Raw genomic sequence first — 24,934 nt, 5'->3', positions numbered from 1 at the left:
GACCCGGCGGCCGACGAGTCCATTGAAGACTTGCACGCACTTTCCGAGTTCGGCGCCACTGCACCCAAGCACTACGCTCGGCCCCCGAGGATGCGACAGCACCATGCGTCAAGTCGCTCAAATCGCATAGGCATCCAGCATCTTCAATGGCACGTGCAAGGTCTTATCTGCGGAAAACGCCTCCAGCAGGTAGTCCACCGTGACCCGCACACGCGGAGCGATCAGGGCGCGGTGGGGATACTGGATGACCATCTCGTAGCTGCCGGGGTGGTACTGGCGGTGCAGCACGATCTTCAATCTGCCCGAGACCAGTTCCTCCCATGCCAGATGCACCCCAACCTGTGCAATGCCGATGCCGTCGCGTGCGGCTGCGACCAGGCTTGCCGGTGCCGACAACGTCAGCAACGCAGTGTCGGATGGATCGAGGGTGACGATGCCGCCGTCTGTCGCGCGGAAACTCCATGTCGCCACCGCACCGCCCAGGAAGCGCCGCGCGATCAGCCTGTGCTGGCGCAACTCGCTGGGATTGCGCGGTACGCCGTGGCGCGCCAAATAATCGGGCGAAGCGACGAGGACGGTGTTCAGGCGACAGACCGGGCGCGATACCAGCGCGGAATCGCGGATGTTTCCCCCGCGTAGCGCCAGGTCGTAACCGCCGCGCACGAAATCGACGACGCGGTCGTCGAAGTCCACCTCCACCGACAAGCAGGGATACCGCGACAACAGGCCCGGCAGCACGGGCATCAGATGTTCCTGTCCGAACGAGACGCTGGTGGTGATGTGGACACGCCCGCTGAGCTGCTCGCGCTGTATGGCAACGGCATCGACGGCTGCGTCCAACGCTTCCAGCGCCAGCCGTGCCCGCCGCAGGAACGCGACGCCCTCGTCGGTGAGCTTGAGCGTGCGCGTCGTGCGGTTCATCAGGCGCACGCCCAGCACCTTTTCCAGCGTGGCGACGTTCTTGCTGACCGCAGCGGAGGTCACGCCAAGCGTGCGCCCGGCCGCCGCGAAGCTGCCGCCGTCGGCTGCGTGCACGAAGGAAAGAATGGCGCGGACGCGGTGTGGCGAATCCATGCTGTGCTCGGATGGCGGCGGCATGCCGGAAACCCGATTATCAACTGCAGGTTGATAGACGATCAACCAATTGACGACTTCTGGTTTAGAGATGCGCCGTGCATGATGCCGGCATGTCATCGACAAGCACTCCCCCGCCGAGCATCTGCGTCGTCTACGACAGCGGCTACGGCCATACACGCAGGCAGGCCGAGGCCGTCGCCGAAGGCATTCGCCGCGTGTCTGGAACCGAAGCGCGGTTGATCGCGATCTCCGACGGACCGATTCCCTGGCCGGCCCTCGCCGCCAGCGATGCCATCGTGTTCGGTGCCCCCACCTACAACGGCGCGCCCAGCGCTCGCTTCAAACAGTTCTGCGAGGACTCCACCGCGGTCGCCTGGAACGCGATGAAGTGGCGCGACAAGATCGCTGCCGGCTTCACCAATTCCGGTGCGCAAAACGGCGATAAGCTGCATTCGCTGATCCAGATGGCGCTGTTCGCCGCGCAGCACGGCATGGTGTGGGTGGGATTGGACCTGAAACCCGGCAATGACAGCAGCCGAGGCAGCGTGCACGACCTCAACAGACTCGGAAGCTGGCTGGGCGCGATGGCGCAATCCAATGGCGACCAAGGCCCGGACGACACCCCCATCGCAAGCGATCTAGAAACGGCCGCCTACCTTGGACAGCGCGTGGCCGAGACCGTATGCCGGTTTGGTTCCGTCGGACCTGCATCCGCCCGCGCTGAATCCGCCTGACGCACCTCCATCGATTTCCCACAAGGACCTGCCATGAAATTCCTCTGCCTCGACACGCCTCAGCCCGGCGCCAGCCTGGAGAAGTACCAGCCGCACATGCTGGACGAAGCCCGCCATTGCTGGCAGGACTACAAAAGCGGCTTCGTCCGCGATATTTATTTCCGCCAGGATCGCCCCGGCGTTGCGATCATTGCCGAAGCCGACTCGGTCGAAACGGCGCAAAAAGCACTGAGCGCGTTTCCGCTGGCCAAGGCCGGACTGATCGGCTGGGAGGTGATCCCGCTCGGTCCGTTCACGAACTGGGAAATGCTCTTCGCATCCGGAAACGCCCGAGTCCTGATGAACACCGATGGCCCAGCCGTCCCCTAAACCTACAGGGCAATTCCAGCGAGGACAGCAATTTTCCGGTGCTGGTCGGCATTCGCCCTGCCGGCGGTCTCGACCTTCTACACCTTGCCGGAGCCGCCGCCGCCACTGCTGGTCGCCGGCAGCAGAGCGTTATCAAGCAAGCGCTACAGCGACCAAGCCGATGCGCTCACCAAGGAGCCAGGCCGCTGTGGGTGATCGCAGGCACCACCCACATCGCACTGTCCGAGCTGCCGCACGACATCGATTCGACGGTTGCGGCGCTCGCGCATTTTTCGACAAGCACCTCGCCCTCGATGGAGTCGCTTGACCATCGACCAGAGTTCGCTCGAACACAGGAATCCCAAGACCATGCCCAAGCACGCCTCAGACCTCCTGCCGGTCCTCTTCGTCGTCACCAGCTGCGCGGTGAAGGGCGACACAGGCATTCCCACCGGCTACAACCTTGCCGAAGTCACCCATCCGCTGGAAAAACTGCACACGGCCGGCATCAAGGTGGAATTCGCCTCGATCCAGGGCGGCGACGCGCCGCTGGACGGGATGGAAGACCTGCACGATCCAGTCATCGCGCACTATTGGGCCGATGCGCAATTCCGCCATGCGATCGCCAACACGGTGCGCCTGGACGCGGTGAATCCCGCGCGCTACTCGGCGATCTTCTTCGCCGGTGGCCACGGTACGATGTGGGACTTCCCCGACAGCGCCGCTGCGCAGAACGCGATCCGCGAGATCGATGCGGCGGGCGGAATCGTCTCGGCGGTGTGCCACGGCCCGGCGGCGCTGGTGAACGCGACCCGTGCCGACGGCAGCCTAGTGATCGCCGGCAAGCAGATCGCCGCCTTCACAGACGACGAGGAAGAGGAAGTGGAATCGACGCACGTCGTGCCCTTTCTGCTGGCGTCCATGCTCAACGCACGTGGTGCGCATCATCAGAACGCATCCAACTGGGCCGACAACGTGATCGTCGACGGCCGGCTCATCACTGGCCAGAACCCGCAGTCTGCGGCGAGCCTGGGCGTGGCACTGCGGGACGCGCTGCTGGCGTGATCGCATGCGCGTACGGCCGCAGGCATTCACGCACTGCGCGAACTGCGCGCGTTGCCACTGACGACCATGGCTGTCTGCGTCCGATCCCTCTTTCAACCGGAGCATCATGAAACTGATCTGCGTCGAAGAACACGTGCTCGATCCAGCGATCGGACAGGCCGCGCAGGCGCGCGTACGCGCCGAGGCGCCTTACCTGGCCGACTGGGGCCGCCGCGTGGTCGATGGCCGGCAGGTGACCGATCCCAGTCGCCCGCATGTCATCGCGCCTGCCGAGTCCGCGCGCAAGGCGCTGGAGATGGGCGCGTCGCGCCTGGCCGATATGGACGCAGCCGGCATCGACATGCAGGTGCTGTCCTACGGCGGATTTCCGCAGCTGTTGCCGGCGGCCGACGCCATCGCGCTCAATTGTGCAGCCAACGACAGGCTGGCGGAGGCGGTGCAGTCCCACCCCACCCGCTATGCCGGTTTCGCCACCCTGCCCTGGCAGGCGCCAGACGCCGCGGCACGCGAGCTGGAGCGTGCAGTGAAGGAACTTGGCCTCAAGGGCGCGCTGATCAACGGCCGCCCTGGCCATACATTTCTGGACGACACCCGCTACGCGCCGATCCTCGCCGCGTTGGACGCGCTGAAGGTGCCGCTGTACATCCACCCCGGCCTGCCGCTGCCCGCGGTGCAGGCGCCCTACTACGGCGGCCTGGATTCCGAGCTGAGCGCACGCCTGTCCATGTTCGCCTGGGGCTGGCACAACGAAGCCGGCATCCAGGTCGTGCGCATGCTGCTGGCCGGGGTATTCGACCGCCATCGCAACCTGCAGGTCATCAGTGGCCACTGGGGCGAGATGGTGCCGTTCTTCCTGCAGCGGCTGGAGGATTCCATTCCGCAGCAAGCCGCGGGTCTGGAACGTTCCATCGTGCAGACCTATCGCGAACACGTGTACGTTTCCCCCAGCGGCATGCTCACCCTGCCGCACTTCCAGTTCGTGTACGCGCTGATGGGCGCGCAACGCATCCTGTATTCCATCGACTACCCTTACCAGAGCCTCGATGGCGCGCGCGCCTTCATCGACAACCTGCCTATCAGCGATGCGGAAAAGGCGCTCATCGCCCACGGCAACGCGGCGCGATTGCTGAGGCTGTGAGTCGGTCATGTCGAGCACGACGCCACCGCCTAGTAGGCACACGCTGCGCCAGGCAAACCCGCGTCAGCGGCCTACGCCTGGTGATGAACGCAAGCGTGGGCCGCACATCGAAATGATGCGGACGGCGGCAGGCAACATGGTCCGGTGCGCGTCTGGCATCACGCACTGGTCAGACGCGCGCCGTCCCGGCAACGCCCGTATTGTCGGCACCGGAAGACAGGAATGCCCGAACGACGATCAGTACCACCGTCGACGCGGCGCACCATGAATATTTCAATTTGTAAGCGCCCGTCGAACCAAGGTGGACTGACGTGAACTGCTGGAGAATTCTATTGACCACGGCAACGATGTTGCTCGCCCCTATCGCCGCCGCGCAGCCGGTGGTGCGTCTCTTCGAATTGCAGACCGATCCTGCGCGGGCGCAAGTATTCGATGTTGCGGGCCGGGACAACATGCAGGCCTCGCTCCGCGACGAGCCCGGTGTGCTGGCGATGCATGCGGTCGCCAGCCTGAGCACACCCGGCCTGGCCTACGTGCTCGAACTATATGCCGACCAGGCAGCCTATCGGCGCCACGTCGAGACGGCCCATTACCGGCGCTTCCTCGAATCGACGCGGTCGCTGGTCACAGACAAGCGCCTGGTCGAGATCGATCCAATGTTCCTCGCGGAGCAGCCGGCTGCGCTGTCGATCCTGCAGCGCGGCAGAACGCCGGAAGCGCGCATCGTCGAGGTGACGGTGAAGCGCGAAGACCTCGCCCAATTCCATCGCATCGTCACCAAGGAGATGCGCAAGTCCATGCAGGTCGAGCCTGGCGTGCTTGCCATGTATGCGGCCACCCGCAAGGGGCGGCCGGATCAATGGATCTTCTTCGAGATCTACGCCGACGCCGCAGCCTATGCCTCGCATCGCCAGACACCGCACTTCAAGGACTACCTGCGCCTGACCGGCGACATGCTGGTGGAAAAGAGCCATGTCGAGGTCGAAAACATCGCGCTGCAAAGCCGCGGCGGATTGCGGTTTGATCCACCGGCGAGTGACTAGGTGTTTGATCCCAGACATTGAAAGTGCACTCTTTCCCCACGACTGGAAGCAAGCACGATGGGCCAGGTTCTGCCCGGGAGCGCCACCACGGCAGAGGCAATGCGTCGAGCGAAACAACATCGTCAAGCAAGGCTGAGCGCGCTTTCCAAGCGCTACGGAATCAATCAAAAGACCGTGGCGAAGTGGAAGAAGCGGACCGCGGTTGCGGAGTTGCCCACCGGTCCGAGGCAGCCGCGCTCCATCGTTTTGTCCAGTGAGCATGAGGCGGCGATCGTTGCCTTGCGCATGCACACCCTACTGTCGCTGGACGACTGTCTCAACGCACTGCAGCCGACCGGTGACAACATGACTGGCTTGCGCCAAATCGCCGAGTGACTTGTGATTGGCCGCTTGGATCACGACTCATCGATCTGCAGCGCCCAATGCTGCGAGCAGTCCGCGTTAGGGTAGGAACGCCAGCAGCGGATCGCGAAAGGCACCAGGAAGTCGCTGATCTCCACGCCTGTGTTCTCCCCCACCACCGCAATCACCGCACGCGCGCGATTGAAGCGAGCGCGATAGGCGGGGATCAACGCGTCCTCGGTTGATGTGTCACTCGATGTCGCTGCTGTAAGTGGCGTCGCCTTCGATGGCGGCGCTGCACATCCGGCCGGCAAGACGCATGCAGCCAACATGGCGTGCCGAACCAATCCAGGGAAGATGCCAGTTGCCATGGTGCTGCTGTAAATGGGTGGTATGCGTGCATTATTTGCCCACTTCCCCGCAGCAACAATGCCGCTGTTGCGTCATTTCCTGCCATGCATCGATGTTGATCTGCCGTGCTGGTTGATGTCACCTGATCCAGCCTGCTGTACAGGACGCATGGTGGCGGCGCGCCGTGCGGTGCGCGCGCATCCCCCGAACGAGTCATCGGACCCTGCCCCGACGCGGTGTTCTGGATTCGGCCCGAGGCGTCCAGCATGAACCACATCGCTGGCGTCACTCGACGCCATGACCCAGCGATTCCCCCTCCAGAGAGATCGCGTCCATGACGATGTCTGATGTGTCGGGCCAGCGCCACGCGCTCGCTGGCAGTGCACTCCCCTCGCCCTGCAACCAGGCACATTGGCGTGCATTGGCGCGTAGACGCCCTGCCTTGCCGACCTGCGCAGCCAGTGCTTCAAACCAAGGGGTCGCACGATGAAGCCCTATTTGTTCTCGCTTGGCGCTGGCCTGCTGGTGGGTGTGATCTACAGCCTGCTCAATGTGCGCTCGCCAGCGCCGCCGGTCATTGCGTTGGTCGGTTTGCTTGGCATCCTGGTCGGTGAGCAACTGCCGCCACTTGTGCGCCAGCTGACAACGCGCAGCCAGGCCGAGGCCTGGTGGATCGGCCATCAGGTCAAGCCGCATATGTTTGGGCATCTGCCAGAAGGCAAACGCGTGCCGCCGGCTGCGCCGCAGGTGCCATCACCGCCACCCGCGCGCACCGACGAGGGCGATGCGTGAGCGCGCTCGTCCATGCGATCTGGTGGTGCATGCCGCCTGCGCATGGCTGAGTAATTCGCCGGCCAAAGTTCTGGAAAAACGGCGTGTCGATTCTTCTGTTTGGCGATGCGCGGAGCTGCAAAGCAGATCGCACGCGTGATCAAGCAACTTGGCAACAAACATAGCGCGATGCGGGCGGCGTCCTAGTCCAACCGGCACGCAAAAACGATTCAACTACATCCAACCACTACCGCAAATGCATCGACTGCCCATGGCCGGAGGTGCCGTCGCTGCCCTCTTTCCCCAAAGGAACTTCCATGCGTCCGCTACTTTCCCTGAGCCTGTCCGCCGCGCTGATGTTGAGCGCGGTCCTCCCGGTCCTTGCCGATGCTGCAGCGCCGGTGTCGGTCGGCCCGCAGTACGACACTACGCACGTTTATGTGGCACCTGCCGATGTGGATGCGTTTGCGCGCAGCTTCGCCGCGACCTTCGGCGGACAAAGCACGCGCCAGGTGATTGCCACGGTCACGCCAACCCCTAGCAGTACCAGCTCGCAACTGGTGCAGACGCCGGCAGGCACCGTGTCGTTGTTTGGATTTCGTACGCCGGTGCCTCACCCGTTCGGCAGCGAACGCACCGGCTACTTGGTGACCGACATGCAGAAGGCAATCAGCGCCGCACGCGCTGCCGGAGCGGAGGTGCTGGTTGCGCCGTTCAAGGATCCTATCGGGATGGATGCGGTGATCGCCTGGCCTGGCGGCGTCAACATGCAGCTGTACTGGCACGACACCCCACCGCATTACGCACCGCTGGCGACGATTCCGGAGAACCGCATCTACGTCTCGCCAGACCGCGCCGACGCATTCGTTAAAGGCTGGCTGAAGTTCTCGCATGGCAAGGTGCTGCACGATGACCGCCGTGCGGACGCAACGCTGATCGGCCGGCCTGGCGTCACTTACCGCAGCATCATCATCAGCTCCGGCTTCGGTGCGCTGCAGGTGTTGGTGACTGACGGCCACCTGCCCTATCCGTACGGCCACGAGCTCACCGGATACGCAGTGGACGACCTTGCGGCAACGCTCGCACGCGCCACCGCGTCCGGCGCAAAAGTGTTGGTGCCTGCGGTGACCGCGTCGGGTCGGCAGTCGGCGATGGTGGAGTTCCCCGGTGGCTATGTCGCCGAGCTGCACGCCGAACTCCACTCCTGATCGCACATGTCGTTACGCCTCACGCTGCCCTTGATATTGGTCCTGTGCCCGTGCGCCGATGCGTGGGCGCAGTCTTCGGTCGATGCCACCTCCGCCACACCGGTACGTCCTGTCATCAATTCGAACCGTTGGCAGGAAGACTGGTCGCCGCTTGCTGACCCGGCGCTGCGCACGCACCCGTTCGATCGCCTGAAATATGTGCCGCTTGGCGACGTGGGCTACGCATCGTTCGGCATCAACCTGCGCGAACGCTTCGAAAGCAACCACACGCCTGCGCTGGGTATCGGCCGCGAGAGCGACAGCTATCTGTTGCACCGCCTGCAGGCGCATCTGGACGTGCGGGTTGGCGAGCACTTGCAGCTCTTTACCCAACTGGAAGACGTACGCGCAGTACACAAACGCCGTATCGGCACGGCCGATGCCAATCGTGCCGATCTGCGCATGGCGTTCGTCGCATACACCGCGCCACTGGCCGATGGCGAGATAAAACTGCGCGTGGGCCGGCAGGAGTTTGCCTTCGACCTGCAGCGATTCGTCTCGCTGCGTGATGGCCCGAACGTGCGCCAGTCCTTCGACGCGGTATGGGTCAACTATGAGACCGGCCCATGGCGCTGGATTGCGTTTGTCAGCCAGCCGGTGCAATACGCCGATGTGCGCAGCTTCGATGACCTCTCCAATCGACATCTGCGCCTTGATACCGTGCGCGTCGAACGCCACGTCCTAGGCAGCGACGAACTGTCGCTGTATTACGCACGCTATCGGCAGGATGACGCCAGCTTTCTGGATGCGGCCGGCAACGAGCGCCGCGACATTGTCGATGCCCGCTTCGCAGGTGTGCGCACTGCGTTGGACTGGGATCTTGAGGCGATGGGGCAACGCGGAAAGGTCGGTAACAGCCGCGCGCGTGCCTGGGCGCTAGGCCTCAAGGCCGGCTACACCTGGCAGGACACCGCGTTGACGCCGCGTCTGGGGCTGCAGGTCGATACCGCCTCCGGCGACCGACATCCGGGCGATGGACAGCTTGAAACCTTCAACCCGTTATTCCCGAACGGCGCGTACATCAACCTGGCCGGCTACACCGGCTACAGCAACTTGCTGCAGATCAAACCGATGCTCACCGTGCGGCCCACCACGCAGCTGAGCGTTACTGCCTCGCTCGGCCTGTTATGGCGGCAAAGCACCGCCGACGCCGTGTATGTGCAGCCGGACATTCCGCTGGCCGGCACTGCCGGCACCGGCAGTCACTGGACCGGCCGCTATCTGCAGCTGCGCGGTGACTGGAAGCTCAACACACACCTGCAAACCGCCATCGAAGCGGTGCATTACCAGGCCGGCGACACCGTGCGTACCGCCGGCGGTCATGACAGCAATTACCTTGGCTGTGAGATGAAGTTCATGTGGTAGCTGGTGCTGGATCACCAGCGACTGTGATGAACTTGCTGATGACCAGGCATGCATGGCGAACGAATGCGCGCGTGCGACGAAAGCCAATGGATATTGATGAAGCACCTGCATGAGCCCATCCAATCCGTGGGTACCAATCCGCCTGTTTTTCTCGGCTAACGTTGTCGGTGGACTCGGTGGCGATGGTGTCTCCGTGTTGGTCTAGCTATCGGAGAAAGCGCATGAGTAGTGGTATCCAAGGCAAAGTCGTTGTCATCACCGGGGCTTCCAGCGGTATTGGTGAAGCCACCGCGCGTCATCTGGCGGCGCACGGCGCCAAAGTGGTTCTAGGGGCGCGGCGGGCGGAACGCCTCAACTCCCTCGTCGCCGAGATCGTCGATGCTGGCGGTGACGCTGTCGCGATCGCAACGGACGTCACCCGCGCGGAAGAGGTGACCCGGTTGGTCGACACAGCTGCCGAAACATTCAGTCGGGTCGACGTGTTGATCAACAATGCAGGGGTCATGCCGCTGTCGAACCTGGAAAGCCTCAAGGTGGCAGAGTGGAATCAGATGATCGATGTGAATATCAAGGGCGTGCTGCATGGCATTGCAGCAGTGATTCCGCATATGAAGCGGCAGAAGTCGGGACAGATCATCACCACCGCCTCGGTTGCCGGGCATCTTGTGTTCCCGGGGTCCTCTATCTATTCCGGAACGAAGTTTGCTGTGCGTGCGATTTGCGAGGGTCTACGGCAGGAAGTGAAGGCCTACAACATCCGCACCACGATCCTGAGCCCGGGTGCGGTGAAGACCGAACTGCTTGATCATATTTCGGACGAAGCGGTCAAATCAACGAACAGCGATTACGTGGCGAAGGTCGGCATTCCGGCCGACAGTTATGCCCGCATGGCGGCGTTTGCCATCAGTCAGCCGGACGATGTCGACGTCAATGAAATCATCTTCCGCCCCACTGCCCAGACACTTTGAGTGAGCGGTAGTACGTCTCCCGTGCGGCCTGCATTAGGTAGTCGGCTTGTTTTCACCTAGGAGGCAGTGGCAATCCAGCCTGCTTTCCATGATGACCGAGGCGTTGGCCTAACCCTCCCCCACCCTACTCAGCGTCACCCAATCGCAACCAGCGAGCAGAAATGGCAACCGCACACATCGCGGCAGCAACGAGCATCAGCGCGGCGGTCAGCCCCCAGCCGTGGGCGGCGAAGCCGATCAAGGCGGGGCCGGCCAGGACACCGGCGTAGCCAAGTGTCGTCATTGCGGTGATCGCCATTCCCTCGGGCATGGCGCGCTGTTGTCCTGTCATCGAAAACAACGCCGGTGCGATGTTGGCGCATCCCAACCCGATCAGCGCATAGCCCAGTAGCGAGAGCTGCCACCACGGCGTCAACACGGCAATCAGGAAACCCGCGCACGCGCACAGTCCACCGACCATGATGGATCGGACACGGCCCACGCGTTCCACCAGTGCGTCGCCAAACAGCCGCGTGGCGGTCATGGTCAATGCAAAGATCACGTAGCCTGCGCCGGCCTTGGTGGCATCGACATTGCGAACCTGCGTCAGGAAGACGGCGCTCCAATCCAGGATGGTGCCTTCGGCCAGAAACACGACAAAGGCCAGGATGCCGATCAACAACACGCTGCCCCGCGGCCAGGCAAGCAGCGGGCCTTGCTGGGTGCCCTGCTCCGCTCTCCAAGACGGGGCGGCGAGCGCGGCGACGATCAGGATGGTGAGTACGCCGATCGTCGACGCGATTGTCGGTGCGATGCCGACGCTGAGCAGTACAGTCATCAGCAAGGCGCCGGCAAAGCCGCCGATGCTGTAGAAGGCGTGGAAGCCCGACATCATCACTTTGCCGCTCTCGCGCTCGACAACGACCGCCTGCAGGTTCATCGTGCAGTCCATCGCACCAACGCCAGCACCGAACAGAAACAACATTGCGCCCAATGCTGCCGCCGACTGCATTGCGCTCAAAAACGGCAATGCAGCGCACATCAGGGCGACGGTGACCAGCATGATGCGCCTACAGCCTGCGCGCGATGCCCATACGCCAGCGATGGGCATTGCCATCAGCGACCCGGCGCCAAGGCACAGCAGCACCAGTCCGAGCCTCGCTTCATCCAGTGCCGACTGATTCTTGGCGAACGGAACCAGCGGTGCCCAGATCGACACGGCGAATCCAGGAATAAAGAACGCGGCGCGGGTTGCGTGCTGTTGCGCACAGTGTGAAGCACGAGACGTCATCAATCATCCAACTGCGAAGACACCGGCTGCCACGCGATAGACAGCATGAAGAGTCACTAAGAGCAGCTAACAAAACGCAGCGGTCAGTGGTCAGATGGATGCGGACGGCGCGCTCAGAACCGGGATGTACGCGTGGTACATGCCGCTCCGAGCAGCGGTCGCCACCGCCTGGCGGTAAACGCAGTCGTTTTGTTGGCCGATCTAGGAAAGCACAGCGAATAGTCGTCAGGTCGATGTACACAGTGCACTCAGAACCTGAGTGCACCTATGTCATGTGCCGCACCGAACATCGAACACGTCCGCCTGGCGGTGAACGCAGCTATTTTGTTGGCTGCGCCAAACCCTCAGGACAGATCGTGCAGATCCTTGCCGAGCACCGGGCCGAGCTTCCAGTCGGAGAAGTGCACCTTCAAGCCCTCGCGCTCTGGCGTGCAGGTCATCGGACCAACCAGATAGGTGCTGGCCACCGGGAATGGGCACAGCCGCACGAGCGGCCAATACGTGCCGTCCTTGGAGACCTGCAGACGCAGCACACCCTTGTCGACGGTGGCGCGGATCCAGAAGTCGGACGGGTCAGCTTCGTACGGACCTGTTGCCCAATCCGATGTGCCATCTGTCAGCACGCTGCTGAGCATCGCGCGACCGTCGCTGAGCTCGATGCCCGCCTTGACCCACTGCCGCTCGTTGACGCGGATCATGAGGCCGGCCTGGTCGTAGAGCTGCTCGAACTTTGCGCGGACGCGCAGCTGGCAGGTAAATGCTGCCGGCGCCGCGATGCCAAGAAAATGCCCGCTATCGCGGGTGAACCCGTAATGGGTTTCGCGCCAGAAGTCGGTGCCCTTGTCGGTGACGACCTCCAGCACATCGCCGCCCAGGATGCGGTGCGATTTGGGTTCATTGAGCCATTTGCCTTGTTGCCAATGGCTGGATGGCGCCGCACCTGCACCGGTTGCCATGACCACGCCGCCAGCAGCCAAACCGCCCAGCGTCGCCCTGCGGCCAACATCGACCTGGTGTTTTTCCGAACCCGTCATATCTAGTCCTCGTGACGAAAAAGCAATGCTCTCCGGTGCCTTCGTGCGGGCAGCGTAAAGCCAGCTGCGTCAATTTGTACATCTGTACCAATTGGCAAGTCAACTCTGGATTACCATCGCTCTGGTCGATACATGGGCAAAGACAGATGAGCGGCAGGACCTGGCAGCAAGACCCACATCGAAAAGAACACATCGAGCAGGCCACCTTGCAGGTGGTTGTCGACCATGGCGTGGCGGGGACGACCTTCCGCAAGGTTGCAGAACACGCGCAGGTGCCGCTGAGCGCGACCACCTACTACTTCGGCTCCATGCATGAGCTGCTGATCGCGGCATTCACCCGCTTCTCGCAGGAGGTCTCGAAGAACTTCGCCGCCGAGATCCGCGCTGCGAAGAACCGCGACCAAGCCTGCGATGCTGTGGTGAACATCATCTTCGCCGACAGTACCGCCTCGCCGCGGATCCTGCTGCTGAGCTACGAGCTGTACGCGTTTGCCCGGCGCCACCCGGAGATGACAGCGATCATGGAGCAATGGATGGCACGCAGCCGCGCGGCGCTGGAACTGCATTTTTCCAAGCCCGCTGCCAGTGCGATCGATGCCTTGATCGAAGGTATGACGATCCATCGTTCGGTGGTGCGTATGACCAAGAAGAGCGTGCGCAATGCGGTGGGGCAGCTGGCTCTACTGTGATGCATGCTGGGCGCTGCATAATTGAGCGGTGCGTGCATCGCGACCTCCACTGCATGGCGACGAATTGATCGATTCATACTGAATTTACGAGGTGATGTTTTGCGGATGTCGCTGCCGCTCGCGCAGCAACGCATGCGTGAGTCAAAGGTCTCCATCTTCCGCTGAATCTCAAAACGCCATGACCAACCCATAGGCTGCCCTTGACCTATCTCTCGCTGTTCGCGCTGTCGTTGATTGCCGCTACGCTGCTTCCCGCGCAGTCGGAGGCGGCATTGGTTGCGTTGTTGCTGGATGGCGGTTCGGTGGTGGGGCTTGTGGCGGCTGCGAGCGTCGGCAACGTGCTGGGCTCGCTGATCAATTGGTGGATCGGGCGCGAGCTGGTTCGCTTCCAGGGCCGGCGCTGGTTTCCTGTAACCCCAAACGCCTTGGCGCGTGCGCAGGCCTGGTATGGCAGATACGGCAAATGGTCGCTACTGCTGAGTTGGATGCCGATCATTGGCGATCCACTGACGTTGGCGGCCGGGGTCATGCGCGAACCGTTGCGGGTCTTCCTGCTGTTGGTGGCGATCGCCAAGGTCACGCGCTACTGCGTACTCGCATGGGCAACGCTGGCGCTTGTCCGGTAATGCCAGGACGTGGAACCTGCATGACGTGTAGTGCAGGTGGCCGCGCACGGGTTCTTAACGTGGCACGCCTATGCTGTCGGCGCGCTGCAACACATCTGCCGCGCATCCAGGGACATTGCACAATGGACATTGCAAAGGAGATCGTATGAAGAAGCTGCACAGCATGTTGCTCGCCGGATGCCTGCTCGGCCTGAGCACCCAGGCCTGGGCCGAAGTGGCCAACCTGACCAATAGCGCCGATGGCGCCAACCGCGAAGCCGGCATTGCCGCGGTGAAGAAAAAACTTCAGGATGCCTGCACCTCACGCAAGGGCAAGGTAGACATGGCCTCGTTCGAGGTGGTGTTCGAAAAAACCAGCACCAATCCCGACGTTCCCAAGCCGTATTACGTGGACGGCAAGATCAAGTGCGATCTGCCGTGATCACGGCGCTGGCGTAGCGCACTGGCTTGCGCCGCCGCATGCATGACAGCAAGGCCCCGCAAACGCGGGGCTTTGCATTTGTGGTAATGGTGCGTTGCAGTCGCCGTCGTTGGTGAATCGGCCAGACGCTGCGCAGCCACCATCAGCGCCATGCCGCAACTGCTGCAGGGCATAGAGTTGCGCGCGCAAGACAGGTACGCTGCCGGTCTACTAAGAGTGGCCAACAAAATGTAGCGAGCAGTCGTCAGGTAGGTGTGGACGGCGCGGAGGAACCGGAGTGTACGAGCGGTACATGCCGATTTCGAGCACCGGCCACGCCCGTCTGGCGGCTGCGCAGTCGTTTTGTTAGCTGCTCTAAACGCGATGCCGCTATGTGAGATGCGGCGCAGCGTAAGCATCAGGCACCTGGCGAGATGCGCTGTATCGGCTTCGCTGTCGCTGACAACGGTGATGCGCATCAAGCGGTATCAGCACCAGCCGTTGCAGCAGCCGCGTGCAGCTGTGCGCGCGCCACGTCCAGCGTTGTCATGATCTGCACCACTTCGTCGAGCGGATGCAGCGGCGACTCGCTACGGCATTCCCCGATATAGCGTGCGGCGGCGTTTGCCTGCCATGACAGCCCTTCATAGCCCTTGATGCCGGTCGGGTCGGTCCATTCGAGCGGCGTGCTGGCGTCGTCGTTACTGCCAATCCGCAGCGTGGTGGGATTGTGGAAATCGCCGGCCATGTCGATGCGCCCTTCGGTGCCGGTGACATAGGCCATCGAACTGCTGCGCGCGACGATGGAGCTGATCAAGGTGGACTGCGCCTGCGCGCGATGCGACAGCACGATGGTGGAAAAAGCATCGACGCCGGTGTCAGTGAGCTCACCGACGGCGGTGATTGCGGTGGGCGCGGACAGGATCATCGAGGAAAATTGCACGGCGTAGACGCCCAGGTCCAGCAGCGCGCCACCGCCAAGTTCGGGACTGCGTTGCCGATGTGCAGGGTCGCTGGGTCCACGCTGGCTCAGGTCGGCAAACACCTGGCGTACATCGCCCAGCGCGCCATCGGCAAGCAGTTTGCGGATCACCGAGGTCTGCGGCAGGTAGCGGCTCCACATCGCTTCCATCAAAAACAGGCCGCGTGCACGCGCTTCCTGCACGAGCAGGCGCGCATCGTCGGCGCAGGTGGTGATGGGCTTTTCGATCAGCACATGTTTACCGGCGCGTAGCGCCAGCAGCCCATGCTCCAGATGCTCGCTATGCGGCGTGGCGATGTAGACGATGTCGACGTTCGGGTCATCGACCAACGCCTGATAGCTGTCGTACGCGCGCTCGATCGCCCAGGTCTTCGCAAACGCATTCGCACGCTCACTGCTACGCGAGGCAACTGCCACCGGGCGTTGGCGGGTATTGCTGCGTAACGCACGCACGAATGCGGATGCGATCACGCCGGGCCCCAACACGCCCCAGCGCAGCGATGGCTCGCCTTGGCCAGGTACGAACAGATCGGGCTCGGGGATGTGGAGCATTGGCATGGGGTCGCTGCGTTGTCGTGGAGCGATCCATGCTAGCAAACCACGCGTTTTGATCTGCGCGGCATGGCTTGTTTCGCGCAGGACTGCAGCGGCGCAAAGCGGACGCGGCCAGTGCGCGTGCTATATGCGCTTGCATCTCGCGCTTGGCCTACTCATCCCCTTCCCCGCCTAGCGTGCGGCGCGCCGCCAGCCGGCATTGAGCGCATCCTGTGCCGAGCAGAAATAGCGCTCGCCCTTCTCGGTCGAAATGCGGGTGCGCGCGTAGTCGCGTTGACCAGGCATGTGGAAGATCTTGCTGCCCTTGCCCGAAATATTGCCCTTGATGGCGCACTTGCCCGGCACAGCTGCCGGCGCAGTTGCTGCTGCTGCGCGCGATGTAACGTGATGGCGTTTATTGCGGCGGTAGTCGGCAGGCTGCTGAAAGGTTCCCTGCCAGAGATTGCGTTTTTGCTGCTGCGCGATGCGCTCGTCGGCAATAAACGCGGTGGCGTATTGGCGATACGCCACCGCCCAGCCGTTGCGCACCATCCAGCCGTTGAGCGATTGCCCTTGCACGAAGCAGTCGGCAACGACGCGTCCGTAACGATCGGTATCCTTTTGCTGACACCGCACGGTCTTGTCCACCAGATATTCGTCCAGCGCGGCTGCAGAGCGACGACCGCAGGGCCATGGACGTCCGCCCGGATCATTGCACTGCTGTGCGCTTTCCGGCGCATCGATTCCCCATAACCGGATGCGTTTGTGCGCCACGCTGATGGTATCGCCATCGGTGACGGCGGCCCGACCGACAAGCTCTGCTGCGCCGGCAGGCAAAACGAGTAAGACACCCACAACACCCAACACCCATCTGAACAACATCGACAACAACGTCCCTTGGCGATCGGTAGAAGTCGTCCTTGCGTTCTTCCCGTGTGTGCATTCTTAGCCGGATGGCATTGTCCGACGCTATCCTGACGCCCGACGTCCACGCGGCAGTGCCGACGCAGGGCCGGCACTGTATGCGAATGCGATGGGGATGGCTATCTCTTGCGGGTTTCGCGTAACGATCTTCGGACGAGACAGTGCGCGGAGATGCACACAACCCTTCGCGAATCATCGTGCTTACAGCACGCACTTGTCCGCATGCATTGCGGTGCTGCGCCTCTGCCCTGCGCTACTCGGCGCACTGCCAAACGTCTGGCTGACTCGCCGTCTCGTGTGATCAGAAGGGCAAAAGAAAGCCCGCCCGGCGCATCATGCAACCGGGCGGGCTCTCGCGTTACTGCTTACTGTGGCGCGGCTGCAGTCGCCGCTGCGGGCGCGGCTGCAGCAGCCTCTGGCGTCACGCGCCAGATGATGTTGGCCAGGTCGTCGGCCACGATCAAGGCACCGCGCGGGTCGACGGTGACTCCCACCGGGCGGCCACGCGTCTTGCCGTCATCGCCATGGAAGCCGGACACGAAGTCGCTCGGCTGACCTGCCGGGCGACCGTCGCGGAACGGCACGAACACCACCTTGTAGCCCACCGGCGGGTCGCGGTTCCAGCTGCCGTGTTCGCCGACAAAAGCGCCGTCGGCAAACTTCGCGCCCATCACCGGCGAGGAGAACGCCACCCCCAACGCGGCGACGTGCGAGCCCAGCGCGTAGTCGGGGGTGATGGCAGAGGCCACTTTCTGCGGGTCCTGCGGCATCACACGTGCATCCACGTTTTTACCCCAGTAGCTGTAAGGCCAGCCATAGAAGCCGCCTTCGCGTACCGAGGTCAGATAGTCGGGCACCAGGTTCGGGCCGATTTCATCGCGCTCGTTGACGACTGCCCACAGCGCGCCGGTGCCGGGCTGGATCGCCAGTGCGGTGGGATTACGCAGACCGGTTGCGTATGGCTTGTGCGCGCCGGTTGCCGCGTCTACTTGCCAGACCTGGGCGCGATCGACCTCCGCCACCATGCCGCGCTCGGTGATGTTGCTGTTGGAGCCGATCGCCACATACAGGTAACGGCCATCCGCGCTGGCAGTGAGCGCCTTGGTCCAATGGTGATTGATGGCCGATGGCAGGTCGCTCAGCTTGCTCGGCGCGCCGCTGGCCTTGGTCTGGCCCTCGCGATAATCGAAGCGCACCAGCGCATCCTGATTGGCGACGTAGAGCGTATTGCCGATCAGCGCAAGCCCGTAGGGCGCGTTGAGCTTGTCGGCAAAGACCGTCTTCAATTCATAGGTGCCATCGCCGTCGGCATCGCGCAGCAAGGTGAGACGATTGCCGCTCTTGGCCTTGGACGTGCCCTTGGCCTTGATCGGGCCGGCGATGATGTCCTTGGGCTTGAGATTTGGCGCAGAGCCGCCGCGGCCTTCGGCCACCAGGATGTCGCCATTCGGCAGCACCAGCGTCTGGCGCGGAATGCCCAGGTCGGTGGCAATGGCGGTAATGCGATAGCCCGCCGGGACGGTCGGCTTGCGGTCGCCCCATGCACTTGGTTCGGCGATCGTCATGTCGGGCAGCACCCCGCGATCCGGGGCCGGCAGCTCTGGCGTGGCGCCATGCTGATCGAGCTCGGGCGCCTTGCCGCAGGCGGCCAGTGCAGCCGCAAGAACGGAAACGGCAAATACACGTGTGTAACGGCTCATCGTGCACCTCCCACGCGCAAACCCGACAGCCCCGACCAGGTAGCGACCAACGCGAACAATGTGGCGATTGCCGACAGCGTCAATGCCGCCGGCATGATGGCCCAGGCATCGCGCGCGTGATGCAGCGCGTCGAAGAATCCTACGATCCAGGTGGCTACCAATGCGATTATATAAATGAGGTTGCGGCTGCCGCGCACCAGCGCGACGATGGCGGCCACGAGCGCGATGGTGGTCACCACCATGGCACCGACCAACAGCCAGGACGCGAAGTTGCTCCATTGAATCTGGTAGCTGCTCCAGTAGGCGTAATCGCTCAACAGCGCGCCAAGGAACAAGGGCCACACACCGCCTAGCACGGCTGCATGGAACGGATGGATGGCCCAGCGACGGGGTGGAACGACGGCTGCATTCATGGCGGACTCGTTGGGGGCAATGGCGAAACGTGCGCCGATGCTGCCAGCTGGCGTGTGATGAGAAAGGCGATATTCAGCGCCTCACATCTCTACACGCCACGAACGCACTGTTGCACGCGCCAGGCTGTTGCGCTGTTGCGCTCGGCGATGCGGAGAGACCGCATGGCATCGTTATGGGATTGGTATGCGTCGACCGGCAGCCCGCATCGGCGCAGTTCACCCAAGTACCCCCGCTCATCCCGCCACACGATCACTGGACCGGCAGCCTGACCACCCGTCAAGGTGTTGCGGACACTCGCTGATGAGTGCATCTCATAACTGCATGCGGCGCACGCGGATGGAACAGCCATGCGGATACGGCATGCTGGCGCACTGCCCTGTCGAGCCCTGCAACGGTGCGTGCATGTCGTGTTCGCGCAGTGCGCCTGGCCTGCAGGTAGCGATTCACCAAGAGCACCGACAACACGACTGCGCGACGACCCAACGGGGCTGCGGGTGCTCGGAATCGGCATGTACCGCTCGTACATGCCGGTTCCCGTGAGCCGGCCATACCCGCCTGGCAGCCGCCCACGACGTTTTGTTGGCCACGCAACAGGAGGTTAACGCTTGGATTTCACCGTATTGATCCTTAGATCTGGATCTGAGAGACCGATCAATGCGCCTCGTCGGCCCCCTTTGATCGCTCGCCTAGTGGTCTGCGTCCTTGGCGCGGCCGCTGCCTGTGTCGTTGCCCCCTCCCCCGCGGCAGCACGTTCCCCGGAGTCCATCGGTATGCCCATCTCAGAGAGTCTCTCGCCCCGGCAGCAAGCCATCGCCCCGATTGCCGCGTTTGCGGCAACCGGCGATATCGACCGTTTGAAGAATGCGTTGGAGGCAGGCCTAGATGCCGGGCTGACCATCAACGAATGCAAGGAGCTGTTGGTGCAGGTTTACGCCTATGCCGGCTTTCCGCGCAGCCTCAATGCGCTTGCGGCGTTGATGCAGGTGGTCCAGGCGCGACAGCAGCGCGGTGTGACCGACGCGCAGGGCGCGCTGCCCGGACCGATACCGACCGGGCCAGAACTGCTTGCATTGGGTACCGCCAATCAGACGCAATTGGTGGGGGCTGCGGTGTCGGGACCGCTATTCGACTTCGCACCTGCTATCGATGCGTACCTGAAGACGCACCTGTTCGGCGACGTTTTTGCGCGCGACAACCTCGATTGGATGAGCCGCGAACTGGCAACGGTGAGCATGCTCGCAGCGCTGGAGGGTGTGGATTCGCAATTGCAGTCGCATTTGAAGATCAGCATGAACATCGGTGTGAGCAGCGCGCAGCTCAATGCGCTGGCGCAGGTGCTGGATAAACGGGTCGGTGCTGCGGCCGGCACTCGCGCCAAGGCCGCCCTGGCCAAGACGCAGTGAGGGTGCTGACGGGCTGATGCCGTCATGGCGAAGAGCGGCTAACAACACCTAGCGACCAGTCGTCAGGTCCGAGCACCGCCCACGCCCGCCTGGCGGCTGCGCACGCGTTTTGTCAGCCGCTCTACCCATCACGCGCTTGGTTCGCTGCTTGGCTGCAGGCGGGGTGACACGTGTCCGCCATGCGCGTGTCAGCTTACTGATCCATTAGCCAATGTGGCGCTCGGGACGTTTGCTGGCGATCTGCAGCATCAACACGGTTTTTAAGTCGCGATGACAATAAAAACGCTATAAACCATTCACCTGGCTGGACACGTTTGCGCAATCGGCACCTTCACGCAGTCCATTGCGAACAATCACACGACGTCAGCGACTGCCTGGAGCTTTTTAGGCGCCCAAGCGCGCGACAAACGCCCTGCGGCAGTTGAAACCACAGTACAGGTCGCCTGCTGGCCGCCACTCCTAAATAGTTGAGTCCGTATCGTCAAGCAAGCTGCCATGCACCACCTTGTCGGCTAGACAGCCCAAGCTGATGAATGGGCGCAACCCGATTATTTTGTCCAGGATCAGAATGGCGTCCTGCTCTAACGGTGTGCTTGAGTTCGTTTTGGATCGATATACCCGATTGACGGTCGACGCTGGTCGGTGGAATGCGGTATTTCTAGAGCCAGCAAAAATGCGCAAACTCACTGTTGCCGGTCATTTTGAGTATGCGCATGGACGCGGCCGCTTGATGGCGGCATGGTCGGGCTCTTTATCCTTCAGTGACCTCGATTGAGGTCGAGTCGCCCCGCAGTGTGTGATCTTCAACACGGAACTTGACGACATGACGCTTGCGCTGGGAGACAAAATACAGGAGCGCCACTTCGACTGGTCCGGCGTGCCGGTCGATCTCGGCGGGATGGAGCCGCTCGAACAGATCGCTCGCCTGCTGTGCCATGCGCTGGTCGCACCGGCGGCGGCGCTGACCATTACCGAGGCCGGCCGCATGCGGGTACTCGCGTCGCGCGGCATCAACACCCACCAGATCGAGCAAGCCATTGCGCTGTGTCAGCGTGCACCGGCCGCCGCCAATGGCGTGACGGAATTGATCGAACACGCTGCACTGGCGCCGATTCAACTGGGCGACGCCGCTTTCCCCGGGCTGCCTGCACGCTTTATTGCCTGCGTGCCGGTCGGTGCGCCGCAAGCCGGCATTACCGGCACGCTATGCGTGATCGACACGCGCGAGCGCCGCCTTGCCAGTCAGGAACATCAGCAGCTGCTGATGTTTGCCAACGTGACCGCTGCGCAGCTGGAGCTGCAGTTCGGCGCGGGCCGGCGTGAGCCGCACAGCGGTCTGCTCAACGCGCGGCAGCTGCAATCGGATCTGGATGCCCTGGCCTTCGGCAGCCACAGCGTGCCGACCATCGCGGCCTTCATCGAGGTCTACGACACGCAGGCGGCCAACGAGGCGCGCCAGGCGCTGGGCATGCAGCCGCTGGAAGAGCTGATCCGCCATGCCAGCTACGTGCTGACGCGCGCGCTGCGCGGCAAGGCTACCGTCTATCACGTTGCCCCAATGCGCTTTGCGTTTTTCCTGCTCAATTCCGCGCCCGACGAAATGGAAGACCTGTTGCTGGATTTGCGCGACATGCTGCACAAGCCTGTGGATGCCGCCGGGGTGCCGATGTCGCTGACCTTCCATGCCGGCGTGGTGCGCTTTGCACCGCAACAGCCAGATACCAACGATGTAATGCGCAAGGGCCTGGTGTCGCTGGGCGATGCCATCGGCAACAACGCGGTGGTGTGCTGGTATAGCGCCTCGCAGGACGATGCCATTCAGCGCTCGTATCGGTTGGCGCTGGATGCGGAAAAGGCGTTGGAAGCCGGCGATTTTCGGCTGGTGTTCCAGCCGCGTATCGATCTGCAGGACCTGTCGGTCGTCGGGTTCGAGGCACTGCTGCGTTGGCGGCATGCCAACCTGGGCCCGATCGGCCCGGACGAGTTCATTCCGTTGTTCGAAAAGACCGCTTTGATGTGCACGGTCACCAATTGGGTGATCGAAAGCGCGTTGCTGCAGTTGGCGCAATGGCGAGCGCAAGGCCTGGATTTTTCCATCTCGATCAATCTGTCGTCGCGCGATTTCGGCAACATCAATCTGGCCGCCGATGTGATCGATCGCTGCAAGGACCTGGCCATCCCCACCAACCGGATCGAGCTGGAAATCACCGAAGGTCGCTGGTTGCGCAGCAACGTCGAGGCCATCCCGCGCCTGCGCGCACTGCGCGACGCTGGCGTCAGCGTGGCCATCGACGATTTCGGTACCGGCTACAGCAATTTCGGTTACCTCACCGAATTGCCGGTCAATGTGCTCAAGCTGGATCGCTCGCTGGTCACCGGCATTGCCAGCAAGACCGGCATGCAGATGCGCGCAGAAGCGGTGGTGCGACTGGCCAGCGCGCTGGGCTACCGCACCGTTGCCGAAGGCATCGAGCATGCCGACGAAATTGCGTTGCTGCGTAGCTGGGGCTGCGATGAGGCGCAGGGATATCTGCTGTGCAAGCCGATGGAAGCGCAACTGGTTGCGGCGTATGTGCAGGACGCCAGGGCGCAGCAACGCCTGCGTTAAGCAAAAGCCGCGTGGTTGCGCTGGATCACATGCCAGTCGGCACCGCTTGCAGCACGCAGGCTGCTAAAGCGCGTCGCATGCCCGCGCCCACGCGGTGGCCTGGGTGTTTTCATCCCGCCGAGAGTGCGTAATCCAGTGCCGCACAAATCGCCGTGACCTGTGCAGCGTTGCACTGCTGCGGCGTGGCGCGCGGGCTGTCCGGGTACACCTCGGTGGTGGTGCGATAGCGCGCAGCGGTGACGCCGGCACATAGGCCAAGGCGTCGCACCGGGTAGTTGATCACCCCATGACCCGTAACCGGCGCACCGATGATCTGCCCCTGCGCATCGGCCGGTGCGATATGCGTGACCTGCTCCACCGCCGCGATCACCGCCTGCTGAAAGCCAGGCTGCGGGTCTTCGCTGTCGCCCACCAGGTAGAACCCGTCCGGAATGCTGCCAGGCACGAACGCCACGCCATCGCGTGCCGCCAGCGCGGGACGGAACTCGCTTTCATCGCTGTCGGTGGTTTCGTGCAGATCGATATGCACCAGCATGTTGCCAGTAGTCGCGGCAACCAGTTGCATCAAGGCCGCCGATTCTGCGGCTGGACTGTTGACGCGAAATGAGCGGTTCGGATCGACCGCGTCTGCGTTCCAGCGCTGGATCCGCTCATAGCCCCAGGGATTGACACATGGCGCCACCAGCAGGTTGACCCTGCCCGCATACTCTGCAGCGCGTTGCTGCAGAAACAGCAGTGCGCCTTGCACGCCACTGGTTTCGTAGCCGTGCACGCCGCCAGTCACCAATGCGCACGGCAGCGTGTTGTCCCACGCGGCACTGCGCAATGCCAGCAGCGGGTAATGCGCAGAGTCTGCCTCGATGGTGCCGTAGTGCACGCGTTGATAACGCTCATCCAGTGCATCGACGACCTGCACGACTTCGGCGGCGTAACTGCGCCGCATTAGTTGATGTGCGCGCCATGCATTGCGTTCGCCATCGCCCCACGGCTGGCCAGGAGTACCGATCGGATAATCGAGCTGCGTTGTCATAAGCGAGCCGCGTTGCCAAAGAGCATTTAAGGGTAAGCGCTCGCCGCGCAGAAATAAAAAGCCCCGTAGTGCGGGGCTCTCGTGGGGCCGACTGTACTGGCGCCGGTGGCTTACTTCTTGGCCGTCACACCTGGGGAGGCGTCGCGCGCCAAGAAGCCTTCGGTCAACTCGCGTAGATGTGCGAGCAGCTGGTCGGCCATGGCCTGCTCCTGCGGCAAGATCTGCTCGCAGACGCGCCGCGTCTCCACATCGCCCACCGTCTTGGCTGCGCCCAGTCGCGCGGTATCCGTGGCGATCTCAAGATGCTCGAACACGTCGCCGGCCATTGCGCCCTTGACGATCTCATCGGAGGTTGTCACGCCGGCAAGAAAATACGGCGGCTCCAGGTGAACGGTGTGTGGGGCGTGCACATGCCGATGATGCGTCGGTTGATGTGCATGCGCATTGCCCGCATGCACGCTGAATTGTGCAGCACCTGCAATCGCGCCGCACACTGCGTTTCCTTGCTCGCAAGGCGTGACACGCGGGCGGCGAGTTCGTCACTGACTAGCGCCCGTTGGCGAAACCTCTGAGCGTGTCTCGCCACACTGCAGACTTTGCGAGGCCTGCAAATTCTGCCGCCACTGAGGTGTGCGGTAGCGAAAGTCGGAAAATTTACCCTGCAATCGATAGTGGGCACACCCAAAGCTGCAGAAATTTCCGAAGCGTTAGGAATGCGTTGTGCTTCAAACAGTTATGGGCCCAGTCGTGCAGATTCCTTACCAGTCGCCTCCACCGAGGTCATCCAGGTGCAATCGATTGCTGGTTGGCGCACGCAGTTGGCGGGGCGTATGCCTGAAAAACAGCAGGCCCTGCGCCATCACAGCGCAGA

Annotated in this window: 23 protein-coding genes, 3 other RNA genes and 2 pseudogenes; 16 read left to right on the top strand and 12 right to left on the bottom strand. The window is 62.8% G+C overall.

All coding sequences use genetic code 11. From position 1 onward, the window contains the following. Positions 1-117 precede the first annotated feature (117 nt). Complete coding sequence (locus ACCQ06_RS11890) at positions 118-1,074, bottom strand: LysR family transcriptional regulator (protein ID WP_316685819.1); 957 nt, start codon at positions 1,072-1,074, stop codon at positions 118-120. 113 nt (positions 1,075-1,187) lie between these two features. Here ACCQ06_RS11890 and ACCQ06_RS11885 point away from each other — a divergent pair, with 113 nt between their 5' ends. The 6 genes and pseudogenes from ACCQ06_RS11885 to ACCQ06_RS11860 form a co-directional block, all read left to right on the top strand. Continuing rightward, positions 1,188-1,811 carry a flavodoxin family protein gene (locus tag ACCQ06_RS11885; protein ID WP_228325484.1) on the top strand — a complete coding sequence of 208 codons (624 nt, stop codon included), beginning with the start codon at positions 1,188-1,190 and terminating at the stop codon, positions 1,809-1,811. Between the two features lie 33 nt (positions 1,812-1,844). Then, entirely contained in the window at positions 1,845-2,180 is a 336-nt protein-coding gene (locus tag ACCQ06_RS11880; RefSeq protein WP_228325485.1) for a superoxide dismutase, read from the top strand. Between the two features lie 303 nt (positions 2,181-2,483). Then, entirely contained in the window at positions 2,484-3,224 is a 741-nt protein-coding gene (locus tag ACCQ06_RS11875; protein WP_316685818.1) for a type 1 glutamine amidotransferase domain-containing protein, read from the top strand. A gap of 106 nt (positions 3,225-3,330) precedes the next feature. After that, positions 3,331-4,362, top strand: coding sequence for an amidohydrolase family protein (locus tag ACCQ06_RS11870; RefSeq protein ID WP_316685817.1), 1,032 nt, complete (start codon positions 3,331-3,333; stop codon positions 4,360-4,362). A 332-nt stretch (positions 4,363-4,694) separates the two neighbouring features. Beyond that, the gene (locus ACCQ06_RS11865) at positions 4,695-5,405 is read left to right on the top strand and encodes a putative quinol monooxygenase (RefSeq protein ID WP_316685816.1); all 711 of its coding nucleotides are present in this window, start codon (positions 4,695-4,697) and stop codon (positions 5,403-5,405) included. Between the two features lie 57 nt (positions 5,406-5,462). Continuing rightward, a pseudogene (locus ACCQ06_RS11860) lies at positions 5,463-5,756 on the top strand (IS481 family transposase); the annotation flags it as partial. A 44-nt stretch (positions 5,757-5,800) separates the two neighbouring features. On the opposite strand, the gene ACCQ06_RS11855 reads toward ACCQ06_RS11860, so the two are convergent. Next, positions 5,801-6,118 (bottom strand): hypothetical protein, encoded by a 318-nt coding sequence (locus ACCQ06_RS11855; RefSeq protein ID WP_316685815.1) that lies wholly within the window; start codon positions 6,116-6,118, stop codon positions 5,801-5,803. 466 nt (positions 6,119-6,584) lie between these two features. On the opposite strand from ACCQ06_RS11855, the gene ACCQ06_RS11850 reads away from it, so the two are divergent. The 4 genes from ACCQ06_RS11850 (at position 6,585) to ACCQ06_RS11835 (ending at position 10,449) form a co-directional block, all read left to right on the top strand. Continuing rightward, positions 6,585-6,890 carry a XapX domain-containing protein gene (locus ACCQ06_RS11850; RefSeq protein ID WP_316685814.1) on the top strand — a complete coding sequence of 102 codons (306 nt, stop codon included), beginning with the start codon at positions 6,585-6,587 and terminating at the stop codon, positions 6,888-6,890. Between the two features lie 296 nt (positions 6,891-7,186). Further along, positions 7,187-8,077: a glyoxalase gene (locus ACCQ06_RS11845; RefSeq protein WP_316685813.1), complete on the top strand. Its 891-nt coding sequence runs from the start codon at positions 7,187-7,189 to the stop codon at positions 8,075-8,077. Positions 8,078-8,083: 6 nt separating this feature from the next. Then, complete coding sequence (locus ACCQ06_RS11840) at positions 8,084-9,481, top strand: alginate export family protein (protein WP_316685812.1); 1,398 nt, start codon at positions 8,084-8,086, stop codon at positions 9,479-9,481. Between the two features lie 221 nt (positions 9,482-9,702). Then, the gene (locus ACCQ06_RS11835) at positions 9,703-10,449 is read left to right on the top strand and encodes an SDR family oxidoreductase (RefSeq protein WP_228325492.1); all 747 of its coding nucleotides are present in this window, start codon (positions 9,703-9,705) and stop codon (positions 10,447-10,449) included. Between the two features lie 124 nt (positions 10,450-10,573). Here ACCQ06_RS11835 and ACCQ06_RS11830 read toward each other — a convergent pair whose 3' ends face one another. The 3 genes from ACCQ06_RS11830 to ACCQ06_RS11820 form a co-directional block, all read right to left on the bottom strand. Then, entirely contained in the window at positions 10,574-11,719 is a 1,146-nt protein-coding gene (locus ACCQ06_RS11830; protein ID WP_316685811.1) for an MFS transporter, read from the bottom strand. A gap of 64 nt (positions 11,720-11,783) precedes the next feature. Next, a non-coding RNA gene (locus ACCQ06_RS11825) (sX9 sRNA) lies at positions 11,784-11,860 on the bottom strand. Positions 11,861-12,063: 203 nt separating this feature from the next. Next, positions 12,064-12,675 (bottom strand): DUF1349 domain-containing protein, encoded by a 612-nt coding sequence (locus tag ACCQ06_RS11820; RefSeq protein WP_211287734.1) that lies wholly within the window; start codon positions 12,673-12,675, stop codon positions 12,064-12,066. 89 nt (positions 12,676-12,764) lie between these two features. On the opposite strand from ACCQ06_RS11820, the gene ACCQ06_RS11815 reads away from it, so the two are divergent. The 3 genes from ACCQ06_RS11815 (at position 12,765) to ACCQ06_RS11805 (ending at position 14,489) form a co-directional block, all read left to right on the top strand. After that, a complete protein-coding gene (locus ACCQ06_RS11815; RefSeq protein ID WP_244907852.1) occupies positions 12,765-13,442 on the top strand; it encodes a TetR/AcrR family transcriptional regulator in 678 nt (225 codons plus the stop codon). A gap of 200 nt (positions 13,443-13,642) precedes the next feature. Then, complete coding sequence (locus ACCQ06_RS11810) at positions 13,643-14,068, top strand: YqaA family protein (protein ID WP_228325495.1); 426 nt, start codon at positions 13,643-13,645, stop codon at positions 14,066-14,068. A gap of 145 nt (positions 14,069-14,213) precedes the next feature. Further along, a complete protein-coding gene (locus ACCQ06_RS11805) occupies positions 14,214-14,489 on the top strand; it encodes a hypothetical protein (protein WP_228325496.1) in 276 nt (91 codons plus the stop codon). A 218-nt stretch (positions 14,490-14,707) separates the two neighbouring features. Here ACCQ06_RS11805 and ACCQ06_RS11800 read toward each other — a convergent pair. From ACCQ06_RS11800 to ACCQ06_RS11780, 5 genes are all read right to left on the bottom strand, one after another. After that, positions 14,708-14,783, bottom strand: a non-coding RNA gene (locus tag ACCQ06_RS11800) — sX9 sRNA. A gap of 163 nt (positions 14,784-14,946) precedes the next feature. Continuing rightward, the gene (locus ACCQ06_RS11795; protein ID WP_316685810.1) at positions 14,947-16,008 is read right to left on the bottom strand and encodes a Gfo/Idh/MocA family protein; all 1,062 of its coding nucleotides are present in this window, start codon (positions 16,006-16,008) and stop codon (positions 14,947-14,949) included. Between the two features lie 168 nt (positions 16,009-16,176). Then, positions 16,177-16,866 carry a thermonuclease family protein gene (locus ACCQ06_RS11790; RefSeq protein WP_316685809.1) on the bottom strand — a complete coding sequence of 230 codons (690 nt, stop codon included), beginning with the start codon at positions 16,864-16,866 and terminating at the stop codon, positions 16,177-16,179. Between the two features lie 407 nt (positions 16,867-17,273). Next, on the bottom strand, positions 17,274-18,608 hold the full coding sequence (locus tag ACCQ06_RS11785) for a PQQ-dependent sugar dehydrogenase (RefSeq protein WP_316685808.1): 1,335 nt from the start codon (positions 18,606-18,608) through the stop codon (positions 17,274-17,276). Beyond that, positions 18,605-19,021 carry a hypothetical protein gene (locus tag ACCQ06_RS11780; RefSeq protein WP_316685807.1) on the bottom strand — a complete coding sequence of 139 codons (417 nt, stop codon included), beginning with the start codon at positions 19,019-19,021 and terminating at the stop codon, positions 18,605-18,607. The genes ACCQ06_RS11785 and ACCQ06_RS11780 overlap by 4 nt, the downstream gene beginning before the upstream one ends. A 510-nt stretch (positions 19,022-19,531) precedes the next feature. Between ACCQ06_RS11780 and ACCQ06_RS11775 the strand changes: the two genes are divergently transcribed. The 3 genes from ACCQ06_RS11775 (at position 19,532) to ACCQ06_RS11765 (ending at position 23,033) form a co-directional block, all read left to right on the top strand. Beyond that, positions 19,532-19,607: non-coding RNA, sX9 sRNA (locus ACCQ06_RS11775), on the top strand. Positions 19,608-19,627: 20 nt separating this feature from the next. After that, on the top strand, positions 19,628-20,425 hold the full coding sequence (locus ACCQ06_RS11770) for a carboxymuconolactone decarboxylase family protein (RefSeq protein WP_316685806.1): 798 nt from the start codon (positions 19,628-19,630) through the stop codon (positions 20,423-20,425). Between the two features lie 796 nt (positions 20,426-21,221). Next, positions 21,222-23,033 carry an EAL domain-containing protein gene (locus tag ACCQ06_RS11765; protein ID WP_316685805.1) on the top strand — a complete coding sequence of 604 codons (1,812 nt, stop codon included), beginning with the start codon at positions 21,222-21,224 and terminating at the stop codon, positions 23,031-23,033. A gap of 109 nt (positions 23,034-23,142) precedes the next feature. Here ACCQ06_RS11765 and ACCQ06_RS11760 read toward each other — a convergent pair whose 3' ends face one another. Together ACCQ06_RS11760 and ACCQ06_RS11755 are read right to left on the bottom strand one after the other, a co-directional pair. Continuing rightward, positions 23,143-24,063: a M14 family metallopeptidase gene (locus ACCQ06_RS11760; RefSeq protein WP_316685804.1), complete on the bottom strand. Its 921-nt coding sequence runs from the start codon at positions 24,061-24,063 to the stop codon at positions 23,143-23,145. 110 nt (positions 24,064-24,173) lie between these two features. After that, positions 24,174-24,431 (bottom strand): annotated as a pseudogene (locus ACCQ06_RS11755) (DUF892 family protein); the annotation flags it as partial. Positions 24,432-24,934: the final 503 nt, after the last annotated feature.

The sequence above is a fragment of the Xanthomonas sp. NCPPB 4467 genome (assembly GCF_041475665.2).
GTDB lineage: Bacteria > Pseudomonadota > Gammaproteobacteria > Xanthomonadales > Xanthomonadaceae > Xanthomonas > Xanthomonas dyei.
Note: the sequence above shows the minus strand (reverse complement) of the source record. Positions and strands in the feature narration are given on the sequence as shown.